Genomic DNA, 22,617 nt, shown 5'->3' with positions numbered 1-22,617 from the left:
AACCGGACGCTTGTATTTGGATGTCCAACTATCTAGGGTGTGATTAATGCCACACCAACGCGGTCAACGAAGACAATCGGCGGAGGAGCCAACAATGACTCGTGAAGTGCACCACCACATCGGCGGCGAGATCGTGCAGGGCGCGTCCGGCCGGTTCGCGGACATCTACAACCCCTCGAAGGGAGAGGTGCAGGGCCGCGTGGCCCTGGCCACGCGCGACGAGGTGACCCGGGCGGTCGACGTGGCCGCCGCCGCCCAGCCCGCCTGGGCGGCCACCAGCCCCCAGAAGCGAGCCCGCATCCTGGGCCGCTTTGTCGAACTGGTGCGAGAGAACCTCGACGAGCTGGCCGCCCTGCTCTCCAGTGAGCACGGCAAGGTGATCGCCGACTCGATGGGGGACATCGAGCGTGGCCTGGACGTCGTGGAGTTCGCGATGGCCGCCCCGCACCTGCTCAAGGGTGAGTACTCCGACACCGTCGGCAGGGGCATCGACACCTACTCCATGCGCCAGCCGCTCGGCGTGGTGGCCGGTATCACGCCCTTCAACTTCCCCGCGATGATCCCGCTGTGGAAGTGCGGCCCTGCGCTGGCCGCCGGGAACGCCTTCATCCTCAAGCCCTCCGAGCGCGATCCCGGCGTCCCGATGCGGCTGGCCGAGCTGTGGATCGAGGCCGGGCTGCCGGCCGGCATCTTCCAGGTCGTCAACGGCGACAAGGAATCCGTCGACGCGCTGCTCGAGGACCCGCGCGTCAAGGCCTACGGCTTCGTCGGCTCCACCCCGATCGCCCAGAGCATCTACACCCGCGCCGCAGAGCTTGGCAAGCGCGCCCAGTGCTTCGGCGGTGCCAAGAACCACATGGTGATCATGCCCGACGCAGACCTCGACCAGGTGGCCGACGCCTTGGTGGGCGCCGCCTACGGTTCGGCCGGTGAGCGCTGCATGGCCATCTCGGTGGCCGTCCCGGTGGGGGACGAGACCGCCGACGCCCTGGTGCAGAAGATGAAGGAGCGTGCGGAGAAGCTCACCGTCGGCTCGTCCGAGGATCCCAAGGCCGACTACGGACCGCTGGTGGCCCAGTCCGCACTGGACCGCGTCGTCGACTACATCGGCCAGGGCGAGGCCGCCGGGGCCGAGCTGGTCGTCGACGGCCGTGGCTTCACCCTCGAGGGCCACGAGAAGGGCTACTTCATCGGCCCCACCCTGTTCGACAAGGTCACCAAGGACATGTCGGTCTACACCGACGAGATCTTCGGCCCGGTGCTGTGCATCGTACGCGCCAAGGACTACGAGGAAGCCCTCGCCCTGGTCAGCGACCACGAATACGGCAACGGCACCTCGATCATGACCCGCAACGGAGACGCCGCCCGTGACTTCGCCACCCGCGTCGACACCGGCATGGTGGGCATCAACGTCCCGATCCCCGTGCCTATCGGCTTCTACACCTTCGGTGGCTGGAAGGCCTCCGGCTTCGGTGACCTGAACCAGCACGGCCCCGACGCCTTCCGCTTCTACACCAAGACCAAGACCGTCACATCGCGCTGGGCAGCCGGCGCCAAGGACGGCTCGGCATTCGTGATGCCGCGGGGTGACCAGTCGTGACCGGTACCGACGAGGTTCTCACCGAGATCCGCGGCCGGGCCGGCATCATCACCCTCAACCGTCCCAAGGCCATGAATGCGCTCAACCAGACCATGGTCGACGCCATGGTCGAGGTGCTCGAGCAATGGCGGGGGGATGGCCGGGTTGCCGTCGTCCTGCTCCGTGGGGCGGGCGAGCGTGGCTTGTGCGCCGGCGGCGACGTGGTGAGTCTCTACCACGACGCGTTGGCCCATGGCACCGACGGAGCGAAGTTCTGGGCCGACGAGTACGCCCTGAACCTCACCATCTCGCAGTACCCCAAGCCCTATGTCGCCATCATGAACGGCATCGTGCTCGGCGGCGGCATCGGCGTATCCGCCCACGGTTCGCACCGGATCGTCACCGACGACACCCGGGTGGGCATGCCCGAGACCGGCATTGGCTTCGTCCCCGACGTCGGCGGGTCGCACCTGCTGACGCACGTGCCCGGCCACCTGGGAACCCATCTGGCGCTCACCGGCGCGCATGTGGGAGCGGGTGAGGCCATCGAGTGCGGCCTGGCCGACGTGTACGTCCCTGCCGAGCAGCTCGAGGCCCTGGTGGACGAACTCTGCGAGAGCGGCGACGCTGATGCGGCGGTGGGTGTCCACGCCCGGCCAGCCCCGGCCGGATTCACCGCACAGCACGACCTCGTCGAGCAGGTCTATGACCGCCAGAGCGTCGAGGAGATCCTGTCGGGACTGGACGAGGTGGACGCCGACTGGGCCCGAGATGCCGCGAAGCGCATTCGCCGCAACAGCCCATTGGCGCTCAAGGTGACCCTCGAGTCACTGCGCCGGGCGCGGGGTCAGAGCCTGGCCGAGGCCCTCGACACGGAATTCCGGGTCTCGGTGAAAATGCAGCGCGGCCATGACTTCGTCGAGGGCATCCGTGCCCAACTGGTCGACAAGGACCGCAATCCGCAGTGGCAGCCAGCCACCCTCGCCGAGGTGGACGAGGCGACAGTGGAGGCTGTCTTCGCTCCCATCGCCGACGATCGGATCATCGAACCCAACCTGGCCGCCCGAGCCTGACCACCTGACACGAAAAGGATGAGGACATGACTTCCACCGTCGCCTTCATCGGCCTGGGCAACATGGGTGCCCACATGGCCGCCAACCTCGCCAAGGCCGGCTTCACCGTCCGCGGCTACGACCCGGTGCCCGAGGCGCGCGAGCGTGCCGCCGCCGCGGGGGTGAGCCCTTGTGAGTCCCAGGCCGAGGCCGTCCGAGGCGCGCAGTTCGTGGTCACCAGCCTGCCCAATGGCAAGATCCTGAAGGCCGCCTACGACGGCCCGGAGGGTCTGCTGGGCAATGCCCCGGCGGACACCCTGTTCATCGACTGCTCCACCGTCGACGTGGTGGATGCCCGCCAGGCCCGCGAGATGGCCCTGGCGGCGGGTCACCGCGCCATCGAGTCGCCGATGTCCGGTGGCACCACCGGCGCCGAGGCCGGCACCCTGACCTTCATGGTGGGCGCCGAGCCGCAGGATCTGGAGTCGGCCCGCCCCGTGCTGGAGGCGATGGGCAAGAAGATCGTGCTCTGCGGCGGTTCCGGGGCCGGCCAGGCGGTGAAGCTGTGCAACAACATGGTGCTGGCGGTCAACATGATCGCCGTCAGCGAGGCCTTCGTGCTGGCCGAGTCGCTGGGCGTGGATCACCAGGCCTTCTTCGACGTCGCTTCCAATGCCACCGCCTCCTGTTGGGCACTGAACACCAACTGCCCGGTGCCCGGTCCGGTGTCGACCAGTCCCGCCAACCGGGACTACGCCCCCGGTTTCATGACCGCGCTGATGACCAAGGACCTGGGCCTGGCCGCCTCCGCGATCGAGCTGACGGGGACGGATGCCAAGATGGGTTCGCTGGCCGTCGAGGTCTACCGTCACTTCAACGAGGGCGACGGGTCGACCAAGGACTTCTCGGCCATCATCAACGAGATCCGTGCCAATACATCGAAGGACGCGTGAATGAGCAGCTACGAGAACATCCTGGTGGAGACCCGCGGACGGGTCGCCATCATCACCCTCAACCGGCCCAAGGCGCTGAATGCCCTGAACGACCTGACCATGCGTGAGGTGGTGGCAGCCACCGCCGAGCTGGACGCCAACCCGGAGATCGGCTGCTTCGTGCTGACCGGCTCCGAGAAGGCCTTCGCTGCCGGCGCCGACATCAAGGAGATGTCGGAGAAGTCGGCGACCCAGATGTACACGCTTGACTGGTTTGCCGGCTGGGACCAGTTCACCAGCCGTCGCACCCCGGTGATTGCCGCGGTGAACGGCTACGCCCTCGGTGGTGGCTGTGAGCTGGCGATGATGTGCGACTTCATCCTGGCCGGTGACAAGGCCAAGTTCGGCCAGCCCGAGATCAACCTGGGCATCATCCCCGGCATGGGCGGCTCGCAGCGCCTGACCCGCGCGGTCGGCAAGGCCAAGGCGATGGAGATGTGCCTCACCGGCCGGATGATCGACGCCGAGGAGGCCGAGCGCTCGGGCCTGGTGGCCCGGATCGTGCCCGCCGCCGAGCTGCTGGACGAGGCGATCAGCACCGCCGAGCTGATCGCCTCCAAGTCCAAGGTGGCGGCCACCATGGTCAAGGAGGTGGTGAACGCGGCCTACGAGACCAACCTGCAGCAGGGCGTGTTGTACGAGCGTCGGGTCTTCCACTCGGCCTTCGCCTCCGAGGACCAGAAGGAAGGGATGGCCGCCTTCGTCGAGAAGCGCGAGCCGAACTTCCAGCACCGCTGAAACAGCACGATGCCCGGGCCCGGGGAGGGCTCGGGCATCGTCATGTCGGGACGATCAGGTGATGGATGCCCGGTAGATCGAGTCGATCGAGCCGGCCAGCATCTGGTCGAACTCCTCATCGCTCTGCTGCGCCGACAGTCCCTCGGTCAGCGCCCGGGAGAAGGACGCGATCAGGCCGTGGTTCCTCGCCAGCCGCTCGTTGGCCTCCTCCCGGGAATAGCCACCGGACAGGGCAACCACCCGCATCACGTTCGGGTGTGCGATGACATCGGCGTACAGGTCGTCCACGTCGGGGATGGTCAGCTTGAGCATCACGGGGCACTCGTCGGGCAACGAGTCCAGGTGACGCACCAGCTCGGCGTGCAGGATCTGCTCCGCCTCCGCCTTGTCGGCGGCGTTGATGTCCACTTCCGGTTCGATGATGGGGACCAGCCCCTTGTGGCCGATCAGCGCCCCCATCTGGAACTGCTGGTCCACGATGGCCGCGATGCCGACGGGGTCAGCCTCGGCGATGAGGGAACGCATCTTGGTGCCGAAGATGCCCTTGGCGACGGCCCTGTCCAGCAGGGTGTCAAGGTCCGGCATCGGTTTCATCAGCTTCACGCCGTCGGCCTGCTCCGCCAGGCCCTTGTCCACCTTGAGGATGGGCACGATGCCTTTCTTCTCCCACAGGTAACTGGCGGTGTCCATGCCGTCGACCTGCCGGTCCATCGTCTTCTCGAACAAGATCGCCGCCAGGATCTTGTCCCCCGTGAAGGACGGGGAGGTCATGATCCGGGTGCGCATCTCGTGGACGAGGTCGAACATCTCCTGTTCGCTGGAGTACTTGTCCTCGTCGACGCCGTAGAGCCTGAGGGCCTTGGGGGTCGAACCACCGCTCTGGTCGAGAGCCGCGACGAAGCCCTGGCCGGTGGACATGCGTTGTGCCTGCTTGGTGTTCATTGTCCTGCCTCCTTTCCACCACGTTAAGCCAGCGGGCGGCGAAAGGAGCTGAGACTTTTGTGACACTTGGCCCGGACAGGCTTCAGTTCAGGTCACCCGCACTGCGGCGATAGGCACTGCACAGGTCCAGCAATTGCTCCTGCTGGGGCGTGTCCAGACCCAGATCGGTGAAGACCTCGTTGAGGGCCTTGGCGGCCTCGTGCACCAGCGTGATGCCCTGGTCCGTGACGGACACCAGGGTTCCGCGGCCATCGTCCGGATTGGGGCGACGCTCCACCAGGCCGTCGGCCACCAGTCGGTCGACGGTGTTGGTGACCGACGCCGGGTGCACCTGGAGCCGCGCGGAGACCTTGTTCATCGGCAGCGCCCGGGAGCGACTGAAGGTGAGCAGCGCGAGCAGCTCGAAGCGGGAGAAGGTGATCCCGAAGGGTTTGAGGGCCGTCTCGATGCGCGCCATCAGCAGCTGGTGGACGCGCACGACGGAGACGACGGCGGTCATCCCGGTGGCGGCCTCGGCCCAGCCGTGCGCGGCCCACTGGCGGCCGGCCTCGGCAATCGGGTCACTGTTCTTGCGCGCCTGGGGCATGCTCTCCTCCTGTGAATGGGCCGCGCCCGGCCTCCGGATCACTTCGTGGGGCCGGGCGCGGCATCGTGGTGCTCGCGGGCAGGCGTCAGCCGCGCAAGGAGGGGAAGTCCGTGTCCGCGAACTCGGTGCTGGCGTTGCTGGCACCCCCGTCGGCGGCGTGGATCTCATTCTCTCGTTTGCGCAGGTCGACGCGTCGAATCTTGCCAGACACGGTCTTGGGCAGGTCGTGGAATTCTAGGCGACGGATGCGCTTGTAGGGGGCGAGCGTCTCGCGGCAGTGCTTCAGGATCGACTCTGCGGTCTCGGCCGAGGGATCCCAGCCACCGGCGAGCACCACATAGGCCTTCGGCACGGCAAGACGAATCGGGTCAGGGGAGGGCACCACGGCGACCTCTGCCACGGCGGGGTGCTCGATGACGGCACTCTCCAGTTCGAAGGGTGACAGGCGGTAGTCGCTGGCCTTGAAGACGTCATCGCTGCGTCCCACATAGGTCAGGTAGCCATCGGCATCTCGTTCGGCGATGTCACCGGTGTGGTAGTAGCCGTCTCGGAAGGCATCGGCATTGCGCTCCGGGTCCCCGTAGTAGCCGGGGGTCAATCCCACTGGACGGGGGTCCAGTGCGAGACACATCTCGCCGACGTCACCGATCTCGTCGGTGGCTGGGTCGATCAGCACGACGTCCATGCCGGGCAACGGACGGCCCATCGATCCGGCCTTGACGGGCTGACCGGGGGAGTTGCCCACCTGGACGGAGCTCTCGGTCTGCCCGAAGCCATCACGGATCTGCGTCCCCCACGCCGTCTCCACCTGGCTGATCACCTCCGGGTTGAGCGGTTCGCCGGCCGCGACGAGCTTCTTCGGCGGGTGGGTCATCTGCGAGAGATCGGCCTGGATGAGCATGCGCCACACGGTGGGCGGGGCGCAGAAGCTCGTGACGCCTTCCTTGCCCATCTGGTGCATCAGCGCCTTGGCATCGAAACGGCCGTAGTTGTAGAGGAAGACGGTCGCACCGGCGATCCACGGCGCGAAGAAATTGCTCCAGGCGTGCTTTGCCCAGCCGGGGGCGGCGACGTTGAGATGCACGTCACCGGGTTCGAGGCCGATCCAGTACATCGTGGTGAGGTGTCCGACCGGATAGCTGGTGTGGGTGTGCTCCACGAGCTTCGCCTTCGAGGATGTGCCAGAAGTGAAGTAGAGCAGCAGTGTCTCGTCCGCCCTGGTGGGGGCGTCCGGGGTGAATGTGGTGGGAGCCTCGAAGGAGTCCGCCCAGAAGTGGGTGGGATGGGTCTCCTGTGCAACCGGGCCCTCTCCCACCTGGATGACGGTGAGCTCCCGCGGGACGTCGCCGAACTTGGTGGCGTCGTCGGTGTTGGCAATCACCCAGCTCACCTCGGCGCGCTCGGTGCGGTCATCGAGGTCCGCGGCGCCCAGCATGACCGTCGTAGGGGCGATGACGGCGCCGAGCTTGATGCAGGCCAGCATGCTCTCCCACAGCTCCACCTGGTTGTTCAGCATGACCATCACGCGGTCCTGGCGCTTCACGCCCAGCGAGCGCAGCCAATTGGCCACCTGGTTGCTGCGTTCGGCCATCTCGGCGAAGGTCCTGCGCGTCTCCGGGCCATCCTGGTCGACGATGACAAGGGCGTTGCGATCCCTGGACTCCGGGGCGGTGGCCAAGTGGTCGAACCAGTCGAGGGCGAAGTTGAATTCTTCGAAGCGGGGCCATTCGAAGTTTGCGCGTGCGCCTGCGTAGTCGTGCTGGAAGCCGACGAGCTGGTCACGTGCGGCCCTGAAGGTCTCGGTGGCGTTGTTCGTGGTGGTCATGATGCTCCTGTCCGGTCGGAGAGGCGTGGCGGCGCTGCCACTGTGAGCTATGTCACAAGACCGTACTTGAGCATCAAAGCAATTGTGAAGCCCTGTGCCAAAAATCTCACGCCCGCGGGGTCGGGCTCGTCAGCGTCCGACGGTGATCCCACCGAGGACCAGTCGGCCGAGCTCGGTGTAGGCATCGCTCGGGGTGGTCGAGGTCACTCCACCCTGCTGGATGTGCTCGAGCATCACCTCGACCAGGTGCGCGGTCACGGTGACGTCGAGGGGGCGGAACTCGCCAGCCATGATGCCGGCCTCCATCAGGGCGGTGATCTTCTGCGTTGCTGCACGCGTGTTGGTCTCATGGGTGCGACGACCGACCGGTGTGGAGATGACGTCCCGCATGAATACGGGGGTGGCGGGTTCCATGGCGGTGGCCATCGCCTCGAAATATGCCTGCAGTGCGGCACTTGGCGAACGCTGGCTGGTTAGGGCGTGGTCGGTGCGGCGGGTGACTTCACGGAAGAAGCTCACCAGGACACGCCGGATCACGTCGTCGCCGGTGTGGCCGAGGGAGTAGAGCGTGGACTTGGAGCAGTGCAGCCTGTGGGCAGCTCCGTCCATGGTGAAGTGGGCGAAACCATGCGCCAGGAAGTCCTCCAGCAGGGCCTCGAAGATCTCGCGCTGGCGGGGTGTCGCCAGGGGTTGTGGCGTGTCGTTGGCGTCGTCGGTCATCGCAGCTCCTGTCCAGGAATTGATGTGAGGAATATCACTTTGGGTACTTCCGGTCTGTCGCAATGGACAGTACGGTTGGATCTGTAATCGTACTGCATTTGCGGTGTGCCCCGGCGCACGCAATTCCTCGGGGTGCATCGGCGCTCCCCGGCTGACGAGAGGAAAGACCATGTCACCCGTTGCCAGCTCCGCCGCACACCTGTCCGGCGTCGGCTTCCCCGAAGCAGACCTGCTCATGCTCGCGAACCGTCTGGAGCCCGCAGAGCGGGAGCGTCTGGAGGTGCTGCATGACTTCCTCCAGACCGAGATTCGTCCCGAGGTGGTCGAGTACTGGGACCGTGAGGAGTTCCCATTCCATCTGCTGCCTCGGCTGGCGGAACACGGTCTGGGTGAGCTGGAGTTCTCCGGCGCCAGCCGTCTGTTCAAGGGGCTGGCCTATGCGGAGGTCACCCGGGCTGACGTGTCGCTGTCCGCCCTGGTGGGCATCCACAACGAACTCGTGCTTGACCTGCTCAACCAGTTGGGCTCCCAGGAGCAGAAGGAGACATGGCTGCCGGGCCTTCGCCGCTTCGAGAAGGTGGGCTGCTTTGCGCTCACGGAGCCGGAGCACGGCTCGGACATCGCTGGTGGGCTCGCCACGAGCGCCACGAGGACCGACGAGGGCTGGGTCATCACGGGGGAGAAGCGGTGGATCGGCGGTGGGACCTTCTGTGACTTTGCCATCGTCTTCGCCCGTGACACCGCTGATGCCACGGTCAAGGGGTTCATCGTGGAGAGCGACCGGGATGGGTTCCGTGCGAAGAAGATCGAGAACAAGATGGGTCTTCGCATCATGCAGAACGCGGACATCGTCCTGGACGATGTCCTGGTACCCCACGAGAACCTGATTCCCGGCTGTGACTCCTTCGCCGCGACGAACGAGATGCTGAGGAATTCGCGGGCGTGGGTTGGTTGGCAGGGTGCCGGCGTGCAGCTGGCCATTCTGGACAGGGCTCGGGAGTACGTCCTCACCCGGGAGCAGTTCGGCAAGAAGCTGGCCCGTTTCCAGCTGGTGCAGGAGCAGCTCGGCCGCATCGCGGGCAATGCCGCCTGTTGTCTGGCGATGATGGGCCAGATAGCCCACCTGCAGGAATCGGGCGATTTCGAGATGCCCCACGCCGCGCTCGCGAAGGCCACCACCACCCGACTGGCCCGCGAATCTGCCGCCGCAGGGCGGGGTCTGTTGGGTGGCAACGGCATCATCACCGAGCACGAGATGTCCAAGCTCTTCAACGACGTGGAGATCCTCTACACCTATGAGGGCACCTACGAGATCAACTCGCTGATCGTCGGACGCGCCATCACCGGCGTCTCGGCCTTCTGCTGACCGGTACGACCGACGAGAGGGAACTGGGATGGATCTGCAGACAATCACGGGAGCTGGCGCCATCGTCACGGGTGGCGCATCCGGCCTGGGCGCCGCCACGGCGGCTCATCTGGCAGACCGGGGGCTGGTGGTCACGGCCTTCGACCTTGCCGCCGGGCTCGAGAAGGCCCGGGCCGCTGGCGCCACCCGGGAGGACATCAACTACGTGGCGGTGGACGTCACGGACGACGCTGCCGTCGCGGACGCGGTGGCCGGTGCGGCGCAGGGCGCTCCGCTGAGGGTGGCGGTCAACTGTGCCGGCATCTGCCCCTCGGCGCGGATCGTAGGGCGCAAGGGGACCCATGATGCGCAGCTCTTCGCCACCACGATCCAGGTGAACCTCGTCGGGACCTTCCACGTACTGACCCATGCCGTCGCGGCGATGGCGGCCAACGAGCCCCTGGACGATGACGGTCAGCGAGGTGTGGTGGTCAACACCGCCTCCGTGGCGGCCTTCGAGGGGCAGGTCGGGCAGGTGGCCTACGCTGCCTCGAAGGGTGGGGTCCACTCGTTGACGATCGCCGCCGCCCGTGACCTGTCGAGCCTGGGCATCCGGGTGAACAGCATCGCGCCCGGCGTCGTCTGGACTCCCATGATGGAATCGATCAACGAGGACTTCCGGACCGAGCTCGAGGCACGCGTCCCCTTCCCGGGCAGGTTTGCCCGTCCCGAGGAGTATGCACGGCTGGTCGGCGCGATCGTCGAGAACGACTACATCAATGGCGAGACGATCCGCCTTGACGGGGCTCTGAGGATGCCGCCGCGTTAGTGATAGGGCTGAAGGCCCCACCACGGGAAGACCGCTCGGCTGGTGGCCACCAGTGCTGGGTCCGGCTCGTCCGGATAGACCTGGTCGCCTGCCAACGCATGGTCCCCGATCGTTGCATGGGGGTCTCCCATCGTGGGTGAACCCTCCTCGCCGAGCCGCTCGGACCAGTCCTGGGGCGTTGGCGTGGACGCGTCCAGACCTGTCCCGGCGACCTCGGCGAGGAGGTGGGTCCAGCCGCGCGCGGCGGCGTCGCGGCGGTAGCCCCCACCTCCGACGGCCACCCAGCGCCCCTGACAGTGCCGGTCCGCCCAGGCACCCATCTGGCGCTGGGCCACGGCCATTGCGTCCATCGAGATGTCGAGGTGGGTCAGGGGATCGCTCGCATGGGGGTCGGTTCCGTGCTGGCTGACCAGGATCTCCGGGCGGAAGGCTCCCAGCAGGGGCGGGATCACCGCCTTGGCGGCGCGAAGCCACTGCAGGTCGCAGGCATGCGGGGGCAGGGGCACATTGACCGCGGTGCCCAGTGCGTCGGGGCCGCCGATCTCGTGTGCATAGCCCGTTCCGGGGAACAGGTTCAGACCCGTCTCGTGAACGGAGATGGTCAGCACCCTCGGCTCATTCCAGAAGGCCAGCTCCACGCCGTCGCCATGGTGTGCGTCGAGGTCCACATAGGCCACCCGGCTGGCGCCATGGTCCAGCAGCCAGGCGATGGCGATGGCCGCGTCGTTGTACAGGCAGAAGCCATTGGCGGCGGACGGCATGGCATGGTGGAGTCCGCCCGAAATGTTGACGGCTCGGCGCGCCCGCCCGGTCCAGACCATCTCTGCCGCCGTCGCCGAGGCTGCGGCGATTCGCGAGGCGACTGCGGGAAGACCGGTCACGACAGGATTGTCCTCGCCGCCGATGCCGTACTCGGGATGCTCGCGACCATCCGCCAAAGCGGCCAGGTATGCCGGGGAATGCACCATGCGCAACAGCTCGTCAATGGCAGGGCGGGGCTCGATGACGTCGTAGGCCTCGAGGACGCCGACGTGCTGGGCAAGTTCCATGGCCAGGCGAACCCTGCCGGGACCCATGGGGTGGTCAGGTCCGAAGCTGTAGCGGGTCAGTTCCTCGGAGTGGACCAGCACCGGGCGAGCCGTCGGGTGGGCCAGTGGCGTGCTCATGTCGCCCTCCGTGCGAGTGGATCTCGCTCCGCGGGCATCGGCACGATCCGGATCCTTCCACCGACGATGGCGGTTCCTTGCGGAGAGGCAAGGGCGGGGGACAGTTCCACCTCGGCGACGGCCGCCTGGTCGTCCTTGAGCCGTGCCAACCGGACCAGGATGTCCTGGATCCCCGTCATGTCCACGGGTCGGGAACCGCGGTAGCCGTGCAACAGCGGTGCTGCCTGCAGCTGGTCGAGCATCGCCCGGGCCGCCCCCCGGTCCAGCGGGGGCACACCCCAGGCCAGGTCACCGAGCAGGTCGGAGGGTGGGCCGGCCACCCCGACGCAGATCATCGGGCCCAGCACCGCGTCCTCGATGCCGCGTACCGTCAGTGGAGTACCCGGCTGCATTGTGGTCTGCACCACGGGGACGAGCGGGGTGGGGTCATTCCCCTGCGTGAGGCCGAGGTCGCGGGCGGTGCGCCCCAGCGACTCCCACGCGCGACGCATCTCATCGGCGTCGGCCAGGTGGAAGAAGCTGGTGGCCAGTTCAGAGCGCCCCCGCACCAGCCGGGCCGTGGCCTTGAGCACCACGTCCCACCCGAGGTCGGAGCCGGCCGCGACGGCCTCGTCCAGACTGTTGGTGGCCCGCCACGGGACCAGCGTGATGCCGTAGGCCTCGAGGATGCAAGCACACTCGTCGTCGGTGGCCCAGCGGCCCTCGGGGCTGTCGGCGAGCACCTGGTCGATGATCTCGCGAGCCACCTCGGCCCTGCCGACCGGCAGCGGTTCTGCCTCCGGGTCGGGGGCCCGGCGCTCCCGGTCCTCCCTGTTGGCCGCCACGAGGGACAGGGCCTGCAGTGCATCCGCGTAGTGGGTGAAGGTGGGCAGCCTGCCCATCCCGTCGTCCTCTTCCTGCCCAGCGGCAGGTGCACCGCGGAAGCTGACGAAGACGCCCACGACGGGCACCGTACGGGTGCGAGCGGCGATCTCCGCGAGCCCCGCATGCACCTGTTCGAGCAGAGGGTCGACCACCTCGACCACCGCGCAGACCACGGCATCCACCTCGCCGGAGTCGACGGCTGCCGCGGCGGCTGACACCAGCTCCTCGGCAGCGGGCTCGGCATGGACCACGACCCCGTCTCCTGGTTCCAGACCAAAGCGCAGGGCGGCCTGGGCCATCTGGTGGGTCAGGCCTGCAGAGTTGGAGATCACCCGGACCCTGCGGCCGCCTGGCATCGGTTGGCGGGCGATCAGCTGTGCGATGTCGTACATGATGTCTCGGCGATCCACCACGATGGCCCCGCTCTGCGCGATCACCTGGTCCAGGGCGGTGGCGGGGGCGGAGGGCAGATCCAGCTCGTCGTGCCGTGCAGAGTTCAGCGCCCGCGACGGAGTGAAGATGACCACTGGCTTGGTCAGTGCAAGCCGCCGCAGGACGCGGAAGAACTTGCGGGGGTTGCCCACAGAGTCCAGTGACAGCAGGCAGACCCGGGTGGCCTCGTCGTCGGTCCAGTACTGCATCACGTCGTTGCCCGTGACGTCGGCGAAGGCGCCGGTGGCGATGAAGGAGGACAGGCCGATCCCCAGATCCTGGGCGCGTGCCAGCACGATGGTGGCGACGCCTGCAGACTGGGCGAAGAGCCCCACGACGCCGCGGCGTGGGGTGCGGGCCGGGGACGCATTGAGGCGCACGTCCGGGTCCGTGTTGATCATGCCGAGCGCTGTGGGCCCCAGGGCCCTGAGCCCGTGGGTGCGTGCCCAGGAGACGAGCTGGCGTGCCTCGTCCTGCCCGAGTGGTGAGGGGCTCGTCCCGGCAAGCACGAGGATGCCGCGGGCATTCTTCCGCGAGGCCTCCACGATGAGACTCTCCAGGTCATCGGTTCCTGATCTCACCACCACGAGGTCCACGTCGCCGGTGATCCGTCGCAGGCCGTGGCTCCCGGCCGACGTGTCCGTGCTGGTGACGGCCAGGAGCTCTCCACGCAGGCCAGCCGCGGCAATCGACGCGAGGATCGGACCCGTCTGGGAGACCTCACCCACCACCGCCACCCGACGTGGGGTGAGCAACCCGCGGATGGCATTGCTCTCGGCCTTGTGCTCGCGCTGTTCCATCACCTGGCGCGATTTCGGGGTGGCGGCCAGGGGGAAGTCGACCAGGATGCACCCGTCGGCCAGTTCCGGCCGAACGCTGTACCCGGCCCGGGTGAAGACCTGCACCATGCGACGGTTCTGGGTGAGCATCTCCGCAGTGAAGCGCTCGACGCCACACTCGCGGCCCACCTCGGCGAGGTGTTCGAGCAGGATGTTGCCGACGCCTCGGCCCTGCTGGTCGTCCTGCACGAGGAAGGCGACATTGGCCACCCGGTCCGGCAGCAGGTCCGGGAGAATCTCGTAGTGAGCGAAGGCGACCACGTCCCCGTCGACGGCAAGCAGGAGGGCCACCCGGTCGTGGTTGTCCGGATTGGTGTACTCGTCCAGCTCCTGGTCGGACAGTGTTGGGTGGGTGGCGAAGAAGCGCAGGTACTTGGACTGGTCGGAGACCCGCGAGTAGAAGGCGATCATGTTCGCGCGGTCGTCGGCGGTGATCGGTCGCAGCTGGGCGATCCCACCGTCGGCGAGGACGACATCGGCCTCCCACTGGGCGGGACCACCAGGTGAGCTGGTGGGCCTGTTCATGTGCACACGCTAGGGGAGTCCGGCAGCCCAGACCAGAGCCCGGACCATCCTGTGGTGCGGGGCACCATTCGATGCCCTCTCGGCGGGCTCGTGGCCCCCTCCCGACGGCTCATGGTCGATTTGTGTTCCCGTCGGAGTGTCCTCTAGAGTCTTCCGGGTCGCCCGCGCCAGCCCGACTGGAGCGGATGGCACGTCGGAAATCGGATTTGTGTGGAATCGAATGTTCCTGTAAATTTGGTTGTCGGCAAGCCCCTATAGCTCAGTAGGTAGAGCGTCTCCATGGTAAGGAGAAGGTCAGCAGTTCGAATCTGCTTGGGGGCTCTGATTGTTCGAGAACTACCGTTGACCCAGCGGTGATCGGGAAACCGAAGGTTCGAGGGCAACTTGGCGGGGTAGCTCAGGGGTAGAGCAAGCGGCTCATAATCGCTGTGTCGCGGGTTCGATTCCCGCCTCCGCTACCAAACAGACCACCGACCTGTTGACCGACAGGGACGCTCCAAGCACACGAAGGAAAGACCATGGCCAAGAAGGGCGGGGACATTCGTCCCAAGATCACGCTTGCCTGCACCGAGTGCAAGGAGCGCAACTACATCACCAAGAAGAACCGTCGCAACTCGCCCGATCGTCTCGAGCTGAAGAAGTTCTGCCCCAAGTGCAGCAGCCACACAGCTCACCGCGAGACTCGCTGAACAGCAACTGTTCTTCTGGACCGGCCGTCATCCCTCGGGATGGCGGCCGGTCGCTCTTTGTGCCCGCGTGGGACGGACGGCCATGGTGTCTGTGATGCAATGGGCAGATGTCGACCAGCCCTGACGTGCCGCTGCGCGACGAGCACCACAGCATCCCCCAGACCACAGCCTGGCAACGCCTGACATCCCACTTCTGGGCCCTGCCCGCGATGGTCACACTGATCTCCTTCGCAGTGGGTCTGGGGCTGCCGCGCCTCGACGCCCTGTTCCCGACGCAATGGCGTTTCATCTTCCCCGGTGGCCCGGACGGTGCACGCAGCGTGTTGTCGACCATCGCGGGGGCCATGATCTCGGTGACGGGGCTGGTCTTCTCGATCACGATGGTGGTGTTGCAGCTGGCGAGCAGCCAGTTCACTCCGCGCGTGCTGAAGGAATTCCTGTCGGACCGCGCTGCGCAGTACACCCTGGGCATCTTCATCGGATCCTTCGTGTACGCCCTCACGGTCCTGCGCGAGGTGCGGGGCGGTTTCGACGGCCAAACTGCCTTCGTGCCCCCGATGTCAGTCTCGCTGGCCTACGTCCTGGTGCTGGCGTCGATGGGGCAGTTCCTGGTCTTCATCCACCGGGTGACCTCGATGATCCAGGTTTCCGAGGTGGTGAGTCGTCTGGGCGATCGCACCACGGCTCTGGTGGAGAAGATCTTCACTGAGGCCGATTCCGAGGTGCGCAGGGGCGACTGGCGGGTGTCGGGTGATCCGCAGGAGGTCGGACTGGACGGGCGTCACGGTCACGTCGTCGAGGTGGACGAACAGGCCCTGGTCTCCTTGGCCCACGAGCACGACTTGCGGATTGAGCTCGCGGTCAGTCCTGGGGAGTTCCTGACGCAGGGGCAGCCTCTTGCCCTGGTCTGGGGAGACGGTGAGGACCTCTGCTCACAGATCAATGCCGCGGTGCGTCTGGGCGCTGATCGCAGTCTTCGCCAGGATCCGGACTTCGGCATTCGACAACTGGTTGACATCGCCGACCGTGCCCTCTCCTCGGGCGTCAACGACCCGACCACTGCCGTCCAGGTGGTCAACGAGCTGGAGCGAATCCTGAAGGCGGTTGCGGCGCGGCGGGACCCGGCCTGCCATCTGGCGGACGTGGACGGCGTGGTGCGCGTCCATCGGCCCCAGCCGACGCTGGCGGGGATGCTGACGCTTGCCACCGAGGAAATTGCCCACTACGGCCGTGAGGACCCCCGGTTGCGTCGTCGCCTCGATGAACTGTTGGCCGACGTGCGTCGCACGGCGCTGCCCCCGCACCGAGCCACCGTCGAGCGACAGCAGCAGGTGGTGCGGGGGCAGTGGCCCGGCCAGTGAGCACTCAGGCGGTCTCGAGCTCCAGCTCGACGTCCTTGACGCTCTCGTCGTTCTCGGCCCATCCCGCCTTCTCCTCATCGGTCGCCCTGGGGCTGAACAGGCCGGTGAAGCCGTAGAACATGCCGATCACCGGGGAGAGCCAACACACGAAGGAGAGTGGGATGTACATCAGGTTCTCCAGATGCCCGTCCATGATCCCCAGCCCCAACGCGGTGATGACGAAGGCGCCACCCGCATTCCAGGGAATCAGCGGGCTCATCATGGTGCCACCCTCCTCGACGGCACGTGCGAGGTTCTTGGTCGAGTAGCCCAGGCCGCGATAGACCGGTGCATACATCCGGCCGGGCAGCGCGATGCTGATGTACGGGTCGCCAGCAACGACATTGGTGGCGAAGGCCGTGCCGATTGCGGTGGCTTGCAGGGAACCGAATCGCTTCATGGGTGAGATCACCGCGGTGAGGATGCGCTCGAGCACTCCCGTGCTCTCCAGCGCGCCGCCGAAGCCCAGGGCCAGCAACATCAGCGAGATGGTCCGCATCATGCTCTGGATGCCACCACGGTTCAGCAGGGTGTCGATGTCGTCATTGCCGGAGGCGATCGTGTAGCCATCCTGGGCATAGACGAAGACGTCGTGCAGCCCAGCACCCTGCATGGCCATCGCGATGATGCCGCCGATCACACCGCCCAGGAAGAGGGAGGGGAGCGGTGGCTTCTTGGCCAAGGCGAGGCCCAACACCACGACGACGGGAAGCAGGGTGATCGGTGAGATGACGAAGTTCTCCTGCAAGGTGGAGGTGAGCACCGTGATGGTCTCGAAGGAGGCATCGCCATCCCCGACCATGTTCCAGCCGGCGATGGAGTAGATCACCAGGGCAATCAACATCGACGGGATGGCGGTGGGCATCATGTTGCGGATGTGCTCGAAGACCGTGATGCCCGTGACTGCGGGAGCGAGGTTGGTGGTGTCACTCAGCGGGCTCATCTTGTCGCCGAAGAAGGCGCCGGAGACGACAGCCCCGGCAGTCCACACCATCGGCACCTCGAAACCAGCGCCGATGCCCATCAGCGCCAGCCCCACAGTGCCGACGGTGCCCCAGCTGGTGCCCAGCGAGATGGAGACCAGGGCGCACACGAGCATGGCGGCCGGCAGGAAGATCTTGGGTGACAGGATGGTCAGCCCGTAGTAGATCAACGTCGGAACGGTACCGGACGCGATCCACACACCGATCAGCAGGCCCACGATGATCAGGATGGCCAGAGAGGGCATCGAGACGTGGATGACGTGGAAGATGCCGGCCCTCACGTCCAGCCACTTCATGCCCAGATGGGCTCCCAGCAGACCCGTCAGGGCGATCCCGATCAGCAGCGGGATGTGTGGGGAGAAGTCCTGGTAGTAGAAGATCTGCAGACCCAGCACGCCCAGTGTGAGGACGATCGGCAGGATCGCCATTCCCAGGCTAGGGAGTCTTTCATGCTGCGTGGTCAGTTCGTCGTCATTCGTGGTCATGATGCCTTTCGGCTCGTGGTCGTCACGCCCGGGGCAGCTCCGGGGACGGGGCCGTTGGGATGCGTCGAGCGTGGTGCCGCGACACACTGGCAGTTCCTTCCACCGGGCAATCAGGGTATCTGGGCTTGTGGGAGCCTTCTCCCGACGCCCCGCAAAGCGTGCTCCCGTGGTGGTGGCCGCCGGTGATGGCCACTGGTCAGAGGCGATTGTGACGATTTGTGACGTTGTGTTGCGACTCCGTCACGACCGCACTCGGTGGTGGCGGGAATCAGTTGAGGGATTCGCTCGCCGGGGGCGCTGGCAGGGTCATCACGAAGCGTGCTCCGCCCTGGGGTGAGGAAGTGCATCGCACGGAGCCGCCCGAGCTGGCCGCAGCCTGGGCCACCAGACTGAGCCCGAGCCCGCTCCCGGGAAGGTTTCCCCGGGCCCCACCCCGCCTGAACCTCTCGAAGACGAGCTCTCTCTCAGCCAGGGGTACGCCGGGCCCGGCGTCATCGACATTGAGCGCGACGTGGCCACCGCTGTGCCGAGCGCTGATGCCCACCAGCCCGCGGCCATGGAGATCGGCATTCTTGATCAGGTTGCTGATGGCTCGCGACAGCAGGCGCGGGTTGCCGAGCACCTCCAGGTCCGCGGGGATCTCGACCCTCACGTCGCGTCCGGCCAGGTGCGCGGCGACCAGAGGTGCCAGTCGCACGCACTCAAGGGTGGTGGAGTCCTCACTCTCGTACCGCCCCAGTTCCAACAGGTCCTCCAGGACCGCGCGGAATCGCACGAGTTCCTGTTGCAGCAGGTCCACGGTGACGGCCGTCCGGGCGTCGAACTGGTCGCGCCGGCGTACCAGCAACTCCGTGCACCCGACCAGCGTGGTGAGCGGTGACTTGAGCTCGTGCGCGGCATCGGCGGCGAAGCGGCCATCGCGTTCGATGCGGCGTTGCAGGGAGGCCACCATGTCGTTGAAGGCGCCGATGATCTCGGCAAGCTCGGGGTCATTGTTGCTCAGAGGTTCGTGCTGCCGGCCGGTGGCGATCGCCGTGGCCGTGGCGCCGATCTGTTCCAGTGGGCGCAGGACACGCCGCGCCGAGACGTGGCCGTACAGCCCCCCGACGGCGGTGACCAGCACGGCGCATCCGATGAGCACCTTGCGCAAGGTCTCCAGAGTGGTGTTGAGCTCTCGCGTGACGGTGACCTCCAGCAGCCAGACACCGGGCTCGTCGGCGGGTGTCCACACTGCGGCGGCGCGTTCGCCCCCAACACTTGTCCACTGCGACTGCTGTTCCCGAACCGATGGCTGGGGTGGCTCGCGGAAGTCGGTGGTGGACGATGACCAGGTGTGCTGGTTGGTCTTGACCCACCAGTCCGTGCCCAGTGGTTCCTGGAAGTCGAAGGCGGTGTCGGCCTGTGCCAGATCATCCGGGATGCGGAAGGACATCACCTGCCCCTGCTGCTGCGCCAGTTGCATGCGCTGGTCGAACATGATCTGCGAGGTCACGGTCCAGGCACCCACGGACAGGAGGGAGGCCAGTGCCAGGGCGCCGACGGAGAAGGCGAGGGCCAGTCGCCCTCTCAGGCCAAGACGCGTCACTGGGGATCCAGGCGATAGCCCTGGCCGCGCACGGTGGTGATCAGCGTGGGGCGGGTGGGATCGCGTTCCACCTTGTTGCGCAGCCGGCTCATGTGGGCGTCGACCAGCCGACCGTCGTCGACCACCAGGCGATGACCCCACACCTCACGCAGGAGCCATTCACGCGAGACGATTCGCCCGGGGTGTGTACCGAGGTGGGCGAGCAGCCGGAACTCGGTGTCGGTGAGGTGTACCTCCTCATCACCCATGGTCAGACGTCCGGCCGGAACGTCGAGCACGACGCAACGATCGGCGTCCAGGACCTGGTGCTGCGCTGCCTCCTGTGGATCTTCAGAACGGCTGGCGCGGCGTAGCGCCGCCCGGCATCGAGCCGAGAGCACTTCGAGGTCGAAGGGCTTGGTCACGTAGTCATCGGCGCCGCGCTCGAAGGCCTCCACCGTGGTGCTCGGATCTCCCAGCGCGCTGACAACCAGGATGGGGGCAGTGGTCACCTTGCGGGCCTGGCGGATGAAGTCGAGCCCACTCATTCCGCCCAGCATGAGGTCCACCAGCATCAGCTCCGGCGTGTTGGCGCCCAGTCTCACCAGTGCCATCTCGGCACTGGGTGCCTCCGTGACATCGTGCCCCTCGTCGGTCAGGGCCATGCCCAGCATGGTGCGGATCCCATCATCATCCTCCACCACCAAGATTCGTGCCATGCTCCGGATCATCTCACTCGTCGCACCTGACGGGCGAAGTGCAGTGGTGGTTGTCACGGAGCAGGAAGGGCATCGCAAGCTGTCCGCAAGGTACGGATGCGAAGCTGGAATCGTCTCGTGGTGGCCACGGTCCAACGGCGCGCCGTGGTGGTTGGCACAGCTGCGAGGAATCCCATGGGGCGCACCCTGCCCGATGTCCTGGCTGCACCGGGCAGGGTGCAACCTCGACGACAACGGCCGGATGGCCACAGGGAGGTCGGGAGTGACTGCGATCAGGGCCGAGAACGTGTACAAGGTCTTCGGGCGTAATCCGGAGCGAGGGGTGGAGCGACTGCGCTCGGGCACCTCACGGGAGGAATTGCGAGACGAGGGCCTCACCCCTGCCGTCATCGACGCCTCCTTCGAAGTGGAGGAAGGTGAGATCTTCGTCGTGATGGGCCTGTCTGGTTCCGGCAAGTCCACCCTGATTCGCATGGTCAACGGCCTGCTGGAGACCACATCCGGGGTGATGGAGGTCCAGGGGGAGGACATCAGCAGGATGTCCGCGCAGCAGCTGCGTCGCGTCCGTCGTGACAAGGTCTCGATGGTCTTCCAGAGTTTTGCCCTGCTGTCGCACCGGACGGTGGGGGAGAACGCGGCATATGCGCTGGAGATCCAGGGCGTGGGGCGTGCGGAACGTGAGGAACGCGCCGCCTGGGCTCTCGAACAAGTGGGTCTCGACGGTTGGGGCGGCTCGTTGCCGAGTCAGCTTTCCGGTGGCATGCGTCAGCGTGTCGGGCTGGCGCGTGCGCTGGCCGCCGACACGGACATCCTGTTGATGGACGAGGCATTCAGCGCGCTCGACCCGCTGATCCGGCGCGACATGCAGGACCAACTGCTCGAACTGCAGCAGAACCTGGGCAAGACGATCCTGTTCATCAGCCATGACCTGAACGAGGCGATGCGGCTGGGCGACCGGATCGCGATGATGCGCGACGGGCGGATCGAGCAGATCGGAACTTCGGAGCAGATCCTCAACGACCCCGCCAATGACTACGTCGCCCAGTTCACTCAGGACGTGGATCGGGCCAAGGTGCTCACCGCCGGTTCGATCGCCGAGCAGCCTCCTGCGGTGTTGGGCGGCGAGCAGGGCCCAAGGACCGCGCACAAACTGATGCGCGAGTCGCAGGTGCCGTGGCTGGTGGTGCTGCGTCGCGATCGCACACCCCTGGGTGTGCTGTGGGAGGAGGACGTGGCCCGGGCGGTTCGCGACGACCGTTCCGAGCTGCCGTGGTCGCAGCGGCACGAGATGCCTGTGGTGTCCGCGGACACCCCCATCGCAGACCTCTTTGCCCGGTCCGCGCAGCATCTGTCACCGCTGGTGGTGGTGGATGAGAACAAGCGTTTCGTCGGCGTGATCCCGCGTGTCACCCTGCTGACGGCAGTCGGCCACCCGGATGACACCGCATCGCACGACCAGGAAGGGAGCGAGGCATGATCCAGGAGATCACTGTTCCGCGTATCAAGCTCGGAGACTGGGTCTCCGGCGGCATCGACTGGATGACTGACAACTGGGCAGGGCTGTTCCGGGTCATCACCAACGTCGTCCAATGGATGGTCGACCTGCTGGCCGGGGCACTTGTCGCAGTCCCGACGCCAGTGATGATCCTCGCCCTCGCGTTGATCGCGTGGTGTGTGCGCAGCTGGAAGCTCGGGCTGGGGAGCATCGCCTTCTTCGGTCTGATCTGGTCGATGGGGCAGTGGACGACGTCCATGCAGACCCTCTCCCTGGTGCTGATCTCCACACTGTTCGCCGTGCTGATCTCCGTGCCACTCGGCATCTGGGCTGCGCGCAACCGGGCGGTGAGCGCAGTGCTCAGGCCAATCCTGGACTTCATGCAGACGATGCCAGCCTTCGTCTACCTGATTCCTGCCATCACCTTCTTCGGTATCGGCGTGGTACCCGGTGTCATCTCGACGCTGATCTTTGCCCTGCCGCCAGGCGTGCGCATGACCGAGCTCGGCATTCGCAATGTCGACGCGGAGACCGTGGAGGCGGGAGAGTCCTTCGGAGCCACCCCGCGTCAGATCCTGCAGGGAATCCAGCTGCCACTGGCAATGCCCAGCATCATGGCGGGCATCAACCAGGTCATCATGCTCTCGCTGTCCATGGCCGTCATTGCCGGCATGGTCGGTGCGGATGGTCTGGGAAAGCAGGTGGTCACGGCAATCTCGACCCTGAACATCTCCCTCGGTGTGGAAGCCGGCCTGGCGGTGGTCTTCCTGGCCATCTACCTGGATCGCATCACGAATGCCCTGGGCCAGCCGGCGGACTACGGTTCCTCGCTGCTGGGCCACCTGCGC

18 protein-coding genes, 2 tRNA genes and 1 pseudogene are annotated in these 22,617 nt (G+C 66.5%); 12 read left to right on the top strand and 9 right to left on the bottom strand.

Annotated elements, in window-relative coordinates:
* Window positions 1-94: 94 nt before the first annotated feature.
* The 4 genes from EDD41_RS05630 to EDD41_RS05615 are packed head-to-tail and all read left to right on the top strand — an operon-like array spanning window position 95 to window position 4,361.
* Window positions 95-1,600, top strand: a complete 1,506-nt coding sequence (locus tag EDD41_RS05630; protein WP_123575235.1) for a CoA-acylating methylmalonate-semialdehyde dehydrogenase — start codon at window positions 95-97, stop codon at window positions 1,598-1,600.
* Window positions 1,597-2,652: an enoyl-CoA hydratase/isomerase family protein gene (locus EDD41_RS05625; protein WP_123575234.1), complete on the top strand. Its 1,056-nt coding sequence runs from the start codon at window positions 1,597-1,599 to the stop codon at window positions 2,650-2,652. Before EDD41_RS05630 ends, EDD41_RS05625 begins: the two co-directional genes overlap by 4 nt.
* Window positions 2,653-2,678: 26 nt before the next feature.
* Window positions 2,679-3,584: a 3-hydroxyisobutyrate dehydrogenase gene (mmsB, locus tag EDD41_RS05620; RefSeq protein WP_123575233.1), complete on the top strand. Its 906-nt coding sequence runs from the start codon at window positions 2,679-2,681 to the stop codon at window positions 3,582-3,584.
* On the top strand, window positions 3,585-4,361 hold the full coding sequence (locus EDD41_RS05615; RefSeq protein ID WP_123575232.1) for an enoyl-CoA hydratase: 777 nt from the start codon (window positions 3,585-3,587) through the stop codon (window positions 4,359-4,361). It begins immediately after the preceding gene.
* A gap of 54 nt (window positions 4,362-4,415) precedes the next feature.
* Here EDD41_RS05615 and EDD41_RS05610 read toward each other — a convergent pair whose 3' ends face one another.
* The 4 genes from EDD41_RS05610 to EDD41_RS05595 all read right to left on the bottom strand — a co-directional run bounded on the left by EDD41_RS05610 (window position 4,416) and on the right by EDD41_RS05595 (window position 8,434).
* Window positions 4,416-5,303 (bottom strand): fructose bisphosphate aldolase, encoded by an 888-nt coding sequence (locus EDD41_RS05610; protein ID WP_123575231.1) that lies wholly within the window; start codon window positions 5,301-5,303, stop codon window positions 4,416-4,418.
* Between the two features lie 82 nt (window positions 5,304-5,385).
* Window positions 5,386-5,889, bottom strand: a complete 504-nt coding sequence (locus EDD41_RS05605; protein WP_123575230.1) for a MarR family winged helix-turn-helix transcriptional regulator — start codon at window positions 5,887-5,889, stop codon at window positions 5,386-5,388.
* 85 nt (window positions 5,890-5,974) lie between these two features.
* Window positions 5,975-7,714, bottom strand: a complete 1,740-nt coding sequence (locus EDD41_RS05600) for an AMP-binding protein (RefSeq protein WP_123575229.1) — start codon at window positions 7,712-7,714, stop codon at window positions 5,975-5,977.
* Between the two features lie 129 nt (window positions 7,715-7,843).
* The gene (locus EDD41_RS05595; protein WP_123575228.1) at window positions 7,844-8,434 is read right to left on the bottom strand and encodes a TetR/AcrR family transcriptional regulator; all 591 of its coding nucleotides are present in this window, start codon (window positions 8,432-8,434) and stop codon (window positions 7,844-7,846) included.
* Between the two features lie 169 nt (window positions 8,435-8,603).
* Between EDD41_RS05595 and EDD41_RS05590 the strand changes: the two genes are divergently transcribed.
* The gene (locus tag EDD41_RS05590; RefSeq protein ID WP_123575227.1) at window positions 8,604-9,800 is read left to right on the top strand and encodes an acyl-CoA dehydrogenase family protein; all 1,197 of its coding nucleotides are present in this window, start codon (window positions 8,604-8,606) and stop codon (window positions 9,798-9,800) included.
* A gap of 28 nt (window positions 9,801-9,828) precedes the next feature.
* Window positions 9,829-10,608, top strand: coding sequence for an SDR family NAD(P)-dependent oxidoreductase (locus tag EDD41_RS05585; protein ID WP_123575226.1), 780 nt, complete (start codon window positions 9,829-9,831; stop codon window positions 10,606-10,608).
* Here the strand turns inward: EDD41_RS05585 and EDD41_RS05580 are convergent.
* Both EDD41_RS05580 and EDD41_RS05575 read right to left on the bottom strand, forming a co-directional pair.
* Entirely contained in the window at window positions 10,605-11,774 is a 1,170-nt protein-coding gene (locus tag EDD41_RS05580) for an acetoin utilization protein AcuC (RefSeq protein WP_123575225.1), read from the bottom strand. The two genes, EDD41_RS05585 and EDD41_RS05580, sit on opposite strands and share 4 nt — an antisense overlap.
* On the bottom strand, window positions 11,771-14,434 hold the full coding sequence (locus EDD41_RS05575; RefSeq protein WP_123575224.1) for a GNAT family N-acetyltransferase: 2,664 nt from the start codon (window positions 14,432-14,434) through the stop codon (window positions 11,771-11,773). The genes EDD41_RS05580 and EDD41_RS05575 overlap by 4 nt, the downstream gene beginning before the upstream one ends.
* Before the next feature lie 248 nt (window positions 14,435-14,682).
* On the opposite strand from EDD41_RS05575, the gene EDD41_RS05570 reads away from it, so the two are divergent.
* The 4 genes from EDD41_RS05570 to EDD41_RS05555 all read left to right on the top strand — a co-directional run bounded on the left by EDD41_RS05570 (window position 14,683) and on the right by EDD41_RS05555 (window position 16,484).
* Window positions 14,683-14,755, top strand: a tRNA-Thr gene (locus tag EDD41_RS05570).
* A 65-nt stretch (window positions 14,756-14,820) separates the two neighbouring features.
* A tRNA-Met gene (locus tag EDD41_RS05565) sits at window positions 14,821-14,895 on the top strand.
* Window positions 14,896-14,952: 57 nt separating this feature from the next.
* Window positions 14,953-15,123: a 50S ribosomal protein L33 gene (gene rpmG / locus EDD41_RS05560; protein WP_123575223.1), complete on the top strand. Its 171-nt coding sequence runs from the start codon at window positions 14,953-14,955 to the stop codon at window positions 15,121-15,123.
* Between the two features lie 107 nt (window positions 15,124-15,230).
* Window positions 15,231-16,484 (top strand): DUF2254 domain-containing protein, encoded by a 1,254-nt coding sequence (locus EDD41_RS05555; RefSeq protein ID WP_123575222.1) that lies wholly within the window; start codon window positions 15,231-15,233, stop codon window positions 16,482-16,484.
* Between the two features lie 4 nt (window positions 16,485-16,488).
* Here EDD41_RS05555 and nhaC read toward each other — a convergent pair whose 3' ends face one another.
* The 3 genes from nhaC to EDD41_RS05540 all read right to left on the bottom strand — a co-directional run bounded on the left by nhaC (window position 16,489) and on the right by EDD41_RS05540 (window position 20,274).
* Window positions 16,489-17,991 carry a Na+/H+ antiporter NhaC gene (nhaC, locus tag EDD41_RS05550; RefSeq protein WP_123575221.1) on the bottom strand — a complete coding sequence of 501 codons (1,503 nt, stop codon included), beginning with the start codon at window positions 17,989-17,991 and terminating at the stop codon, window positions 16,489-16,491.
* 268 nt (window positions 17,992-18,259) lie between these two features.
* Window positions 18,260-19,576: a HAMP domain-containing sensor histidine kinase gene (locus tag EDD41_RS05545; protein ID WP_123575220.1), complete on the bottom strand. Its 1,317-nt coding sequence runs from the start codon at window positions 19,574-19,576 to the stop codon at window positions 18,260-18,262.
* Window positions 19,573-20,274: a response regulator transcription factor gene (locus EDD41_RS05540; RefSeq protein WP_123576876.1), complete on the bottom strand. Its 702-nt coding sequence runs from the start codon at window positions 20,272-20,274 to the stop codon at window positions 19,573-19,575. The genes EDD41_RS05545 and EDD41_RS05540 overlap by 4 nt, the downstream gene beginning before the upstream one ends.
* A gap of 262 nt (window positions 20,275-20,536) precedes the next feature.
* On the opposite strand from EDD41_RS05540, the gene EDD41_RS05535 reads away from it, so the two are divergent.
* Window positions 20,537-21,751 (top strand): quaternary amine ABC transporter ATP-binding protein, encoded by a 1,215-nt coding sequence (locus EDD41_RS05535; protein WP_123576874.1) that lies wholly within the window; start codon window positions 20,537-20,539, stop codon window positions 21,749-21,751.
* Window positions 21,748-22,572, top strand: a pseudogene (locus tag EDD41_RS17425) (ABC transporter permease); the annotation flags it as partial. The gene EDD41_RS05535 and the pseudogene EDD41_RS17425, both read left to right, overlap by 4 nt.
* Window positions 22,573-22,617: the final 45 nt, after the last annotated feature.

Source organism: Luteococcus japonicus (assembly GCF_003752415.1).
GTDB lineage: Bacteria > Actinomycetota > Actinomycetes > Propionibacteriales > Propionibacteriaceae > Luteococcus > Luteococcus japonicus.
The sequence above is the reverse complement of the archived record's forward strand: the minus strand, read 5'-3'. Positions and strand labels throughout refer to the sequence as shown.

Coding starts and splice junctions, on each gene's coding strand:
- rpmG (WP_123575223.1), top strand. CDS start 14,953: ATGGCCAAGAAGGGCGGGGACATTCGTCCCAAGATCACGCTTGCCTGC.
- EDD41_RS05600 (WP_123575229.1), bottom strand. CDS start 7,714: ATGACCACCACGAACAACGCCACCGAGACCTTCAGGGCCGCACGTGAC.
- EDD41_RS05595 (WP_123575228.1), bottom strand. CDS start 8,434: ATGACCGACGACGCCAACGACACGCCACAACCCCTGGCGACACCCCGC.
- EDD41_RS05610 (WP_123575231.1), bottom strand. CDS start 5,303: ATGAACACCAAGCAGGCACAACGCATGTCCACCGGCCAGGGCTTCGTC.
- mmsB (WP_123575233.1), top strand. CDS start 2,679: ATGACTTCCACCGTCGCCTTCATCGGCCTGGGCAACATGGGTGCCCAC.
- EDD41_RS05580 (WP_123575225.1), bottom strand. CDS start 11,774: ATGAGCACGCCACTGGCCCACCCGACGGCTCGCCCGGTGCTGGTCCAC.
- EDD41_RS05540 (WP_123576876.1), bottom strand. CDS start 20,274: ATGGCACGAATCTTGGTGGTGGAGGATGATGATGGGATCCGCACCATG.
- EDD41_RS05585 (WP_123575226.1), top strand. CDS start 9,829: ATGGATCTGCAGACAATCACGGGAGCTGGCGCCATCGTCACGGGTGGC.
- EDD41_RS05590 (WP_123575227.1), top strand. CDS start 8,604: ATGTCACCCGTTGCCAGCTCCGCCGCACACCTGTCCGGCGTCGGCTTC.
- EDD41_RS05630 (WP_123575235.1), top strand. CDS start 95: ATGACTCGTGAAGTGCACCACCACATCGGCGGCGAGATCGTGCAGGGC.
- EDD41_RS05555 (WP_123575222.1), top strand. CDS start 15,231: ATGTCGACCAGCCCTGACGTGCCGCTGCGCGACGAGCACCACAGCATC.
- EDD41_RS05615 (WP_123575232.1), top strand. CDS start 3,585: ATGAGCAGCTACGAGAACATCCTGGTGGAGACCCGCGGACGGGTCGCC.
- nhaC (WP_123575221.1), bottom strand. CDS start 17,991: ATGACCACGAATGACGACGAACTGACCACGCAGCATGAAAGACTCCCT.
- EDD41_RS05575 (WP_123575224.1), bottom strand. CDS start 14,434: ATGAACAGGCCCACCAGCTCACCTGGTGGTCCCGCCCAGTGGGAGGCC.
- EDD41_RS05605 (WP_123575230.1), bottom strand. CDS start 5,889: ATGCCCCAGGCGCGCAAGAACAGTGACCCGATTGCCGAGGCCGGCCGC.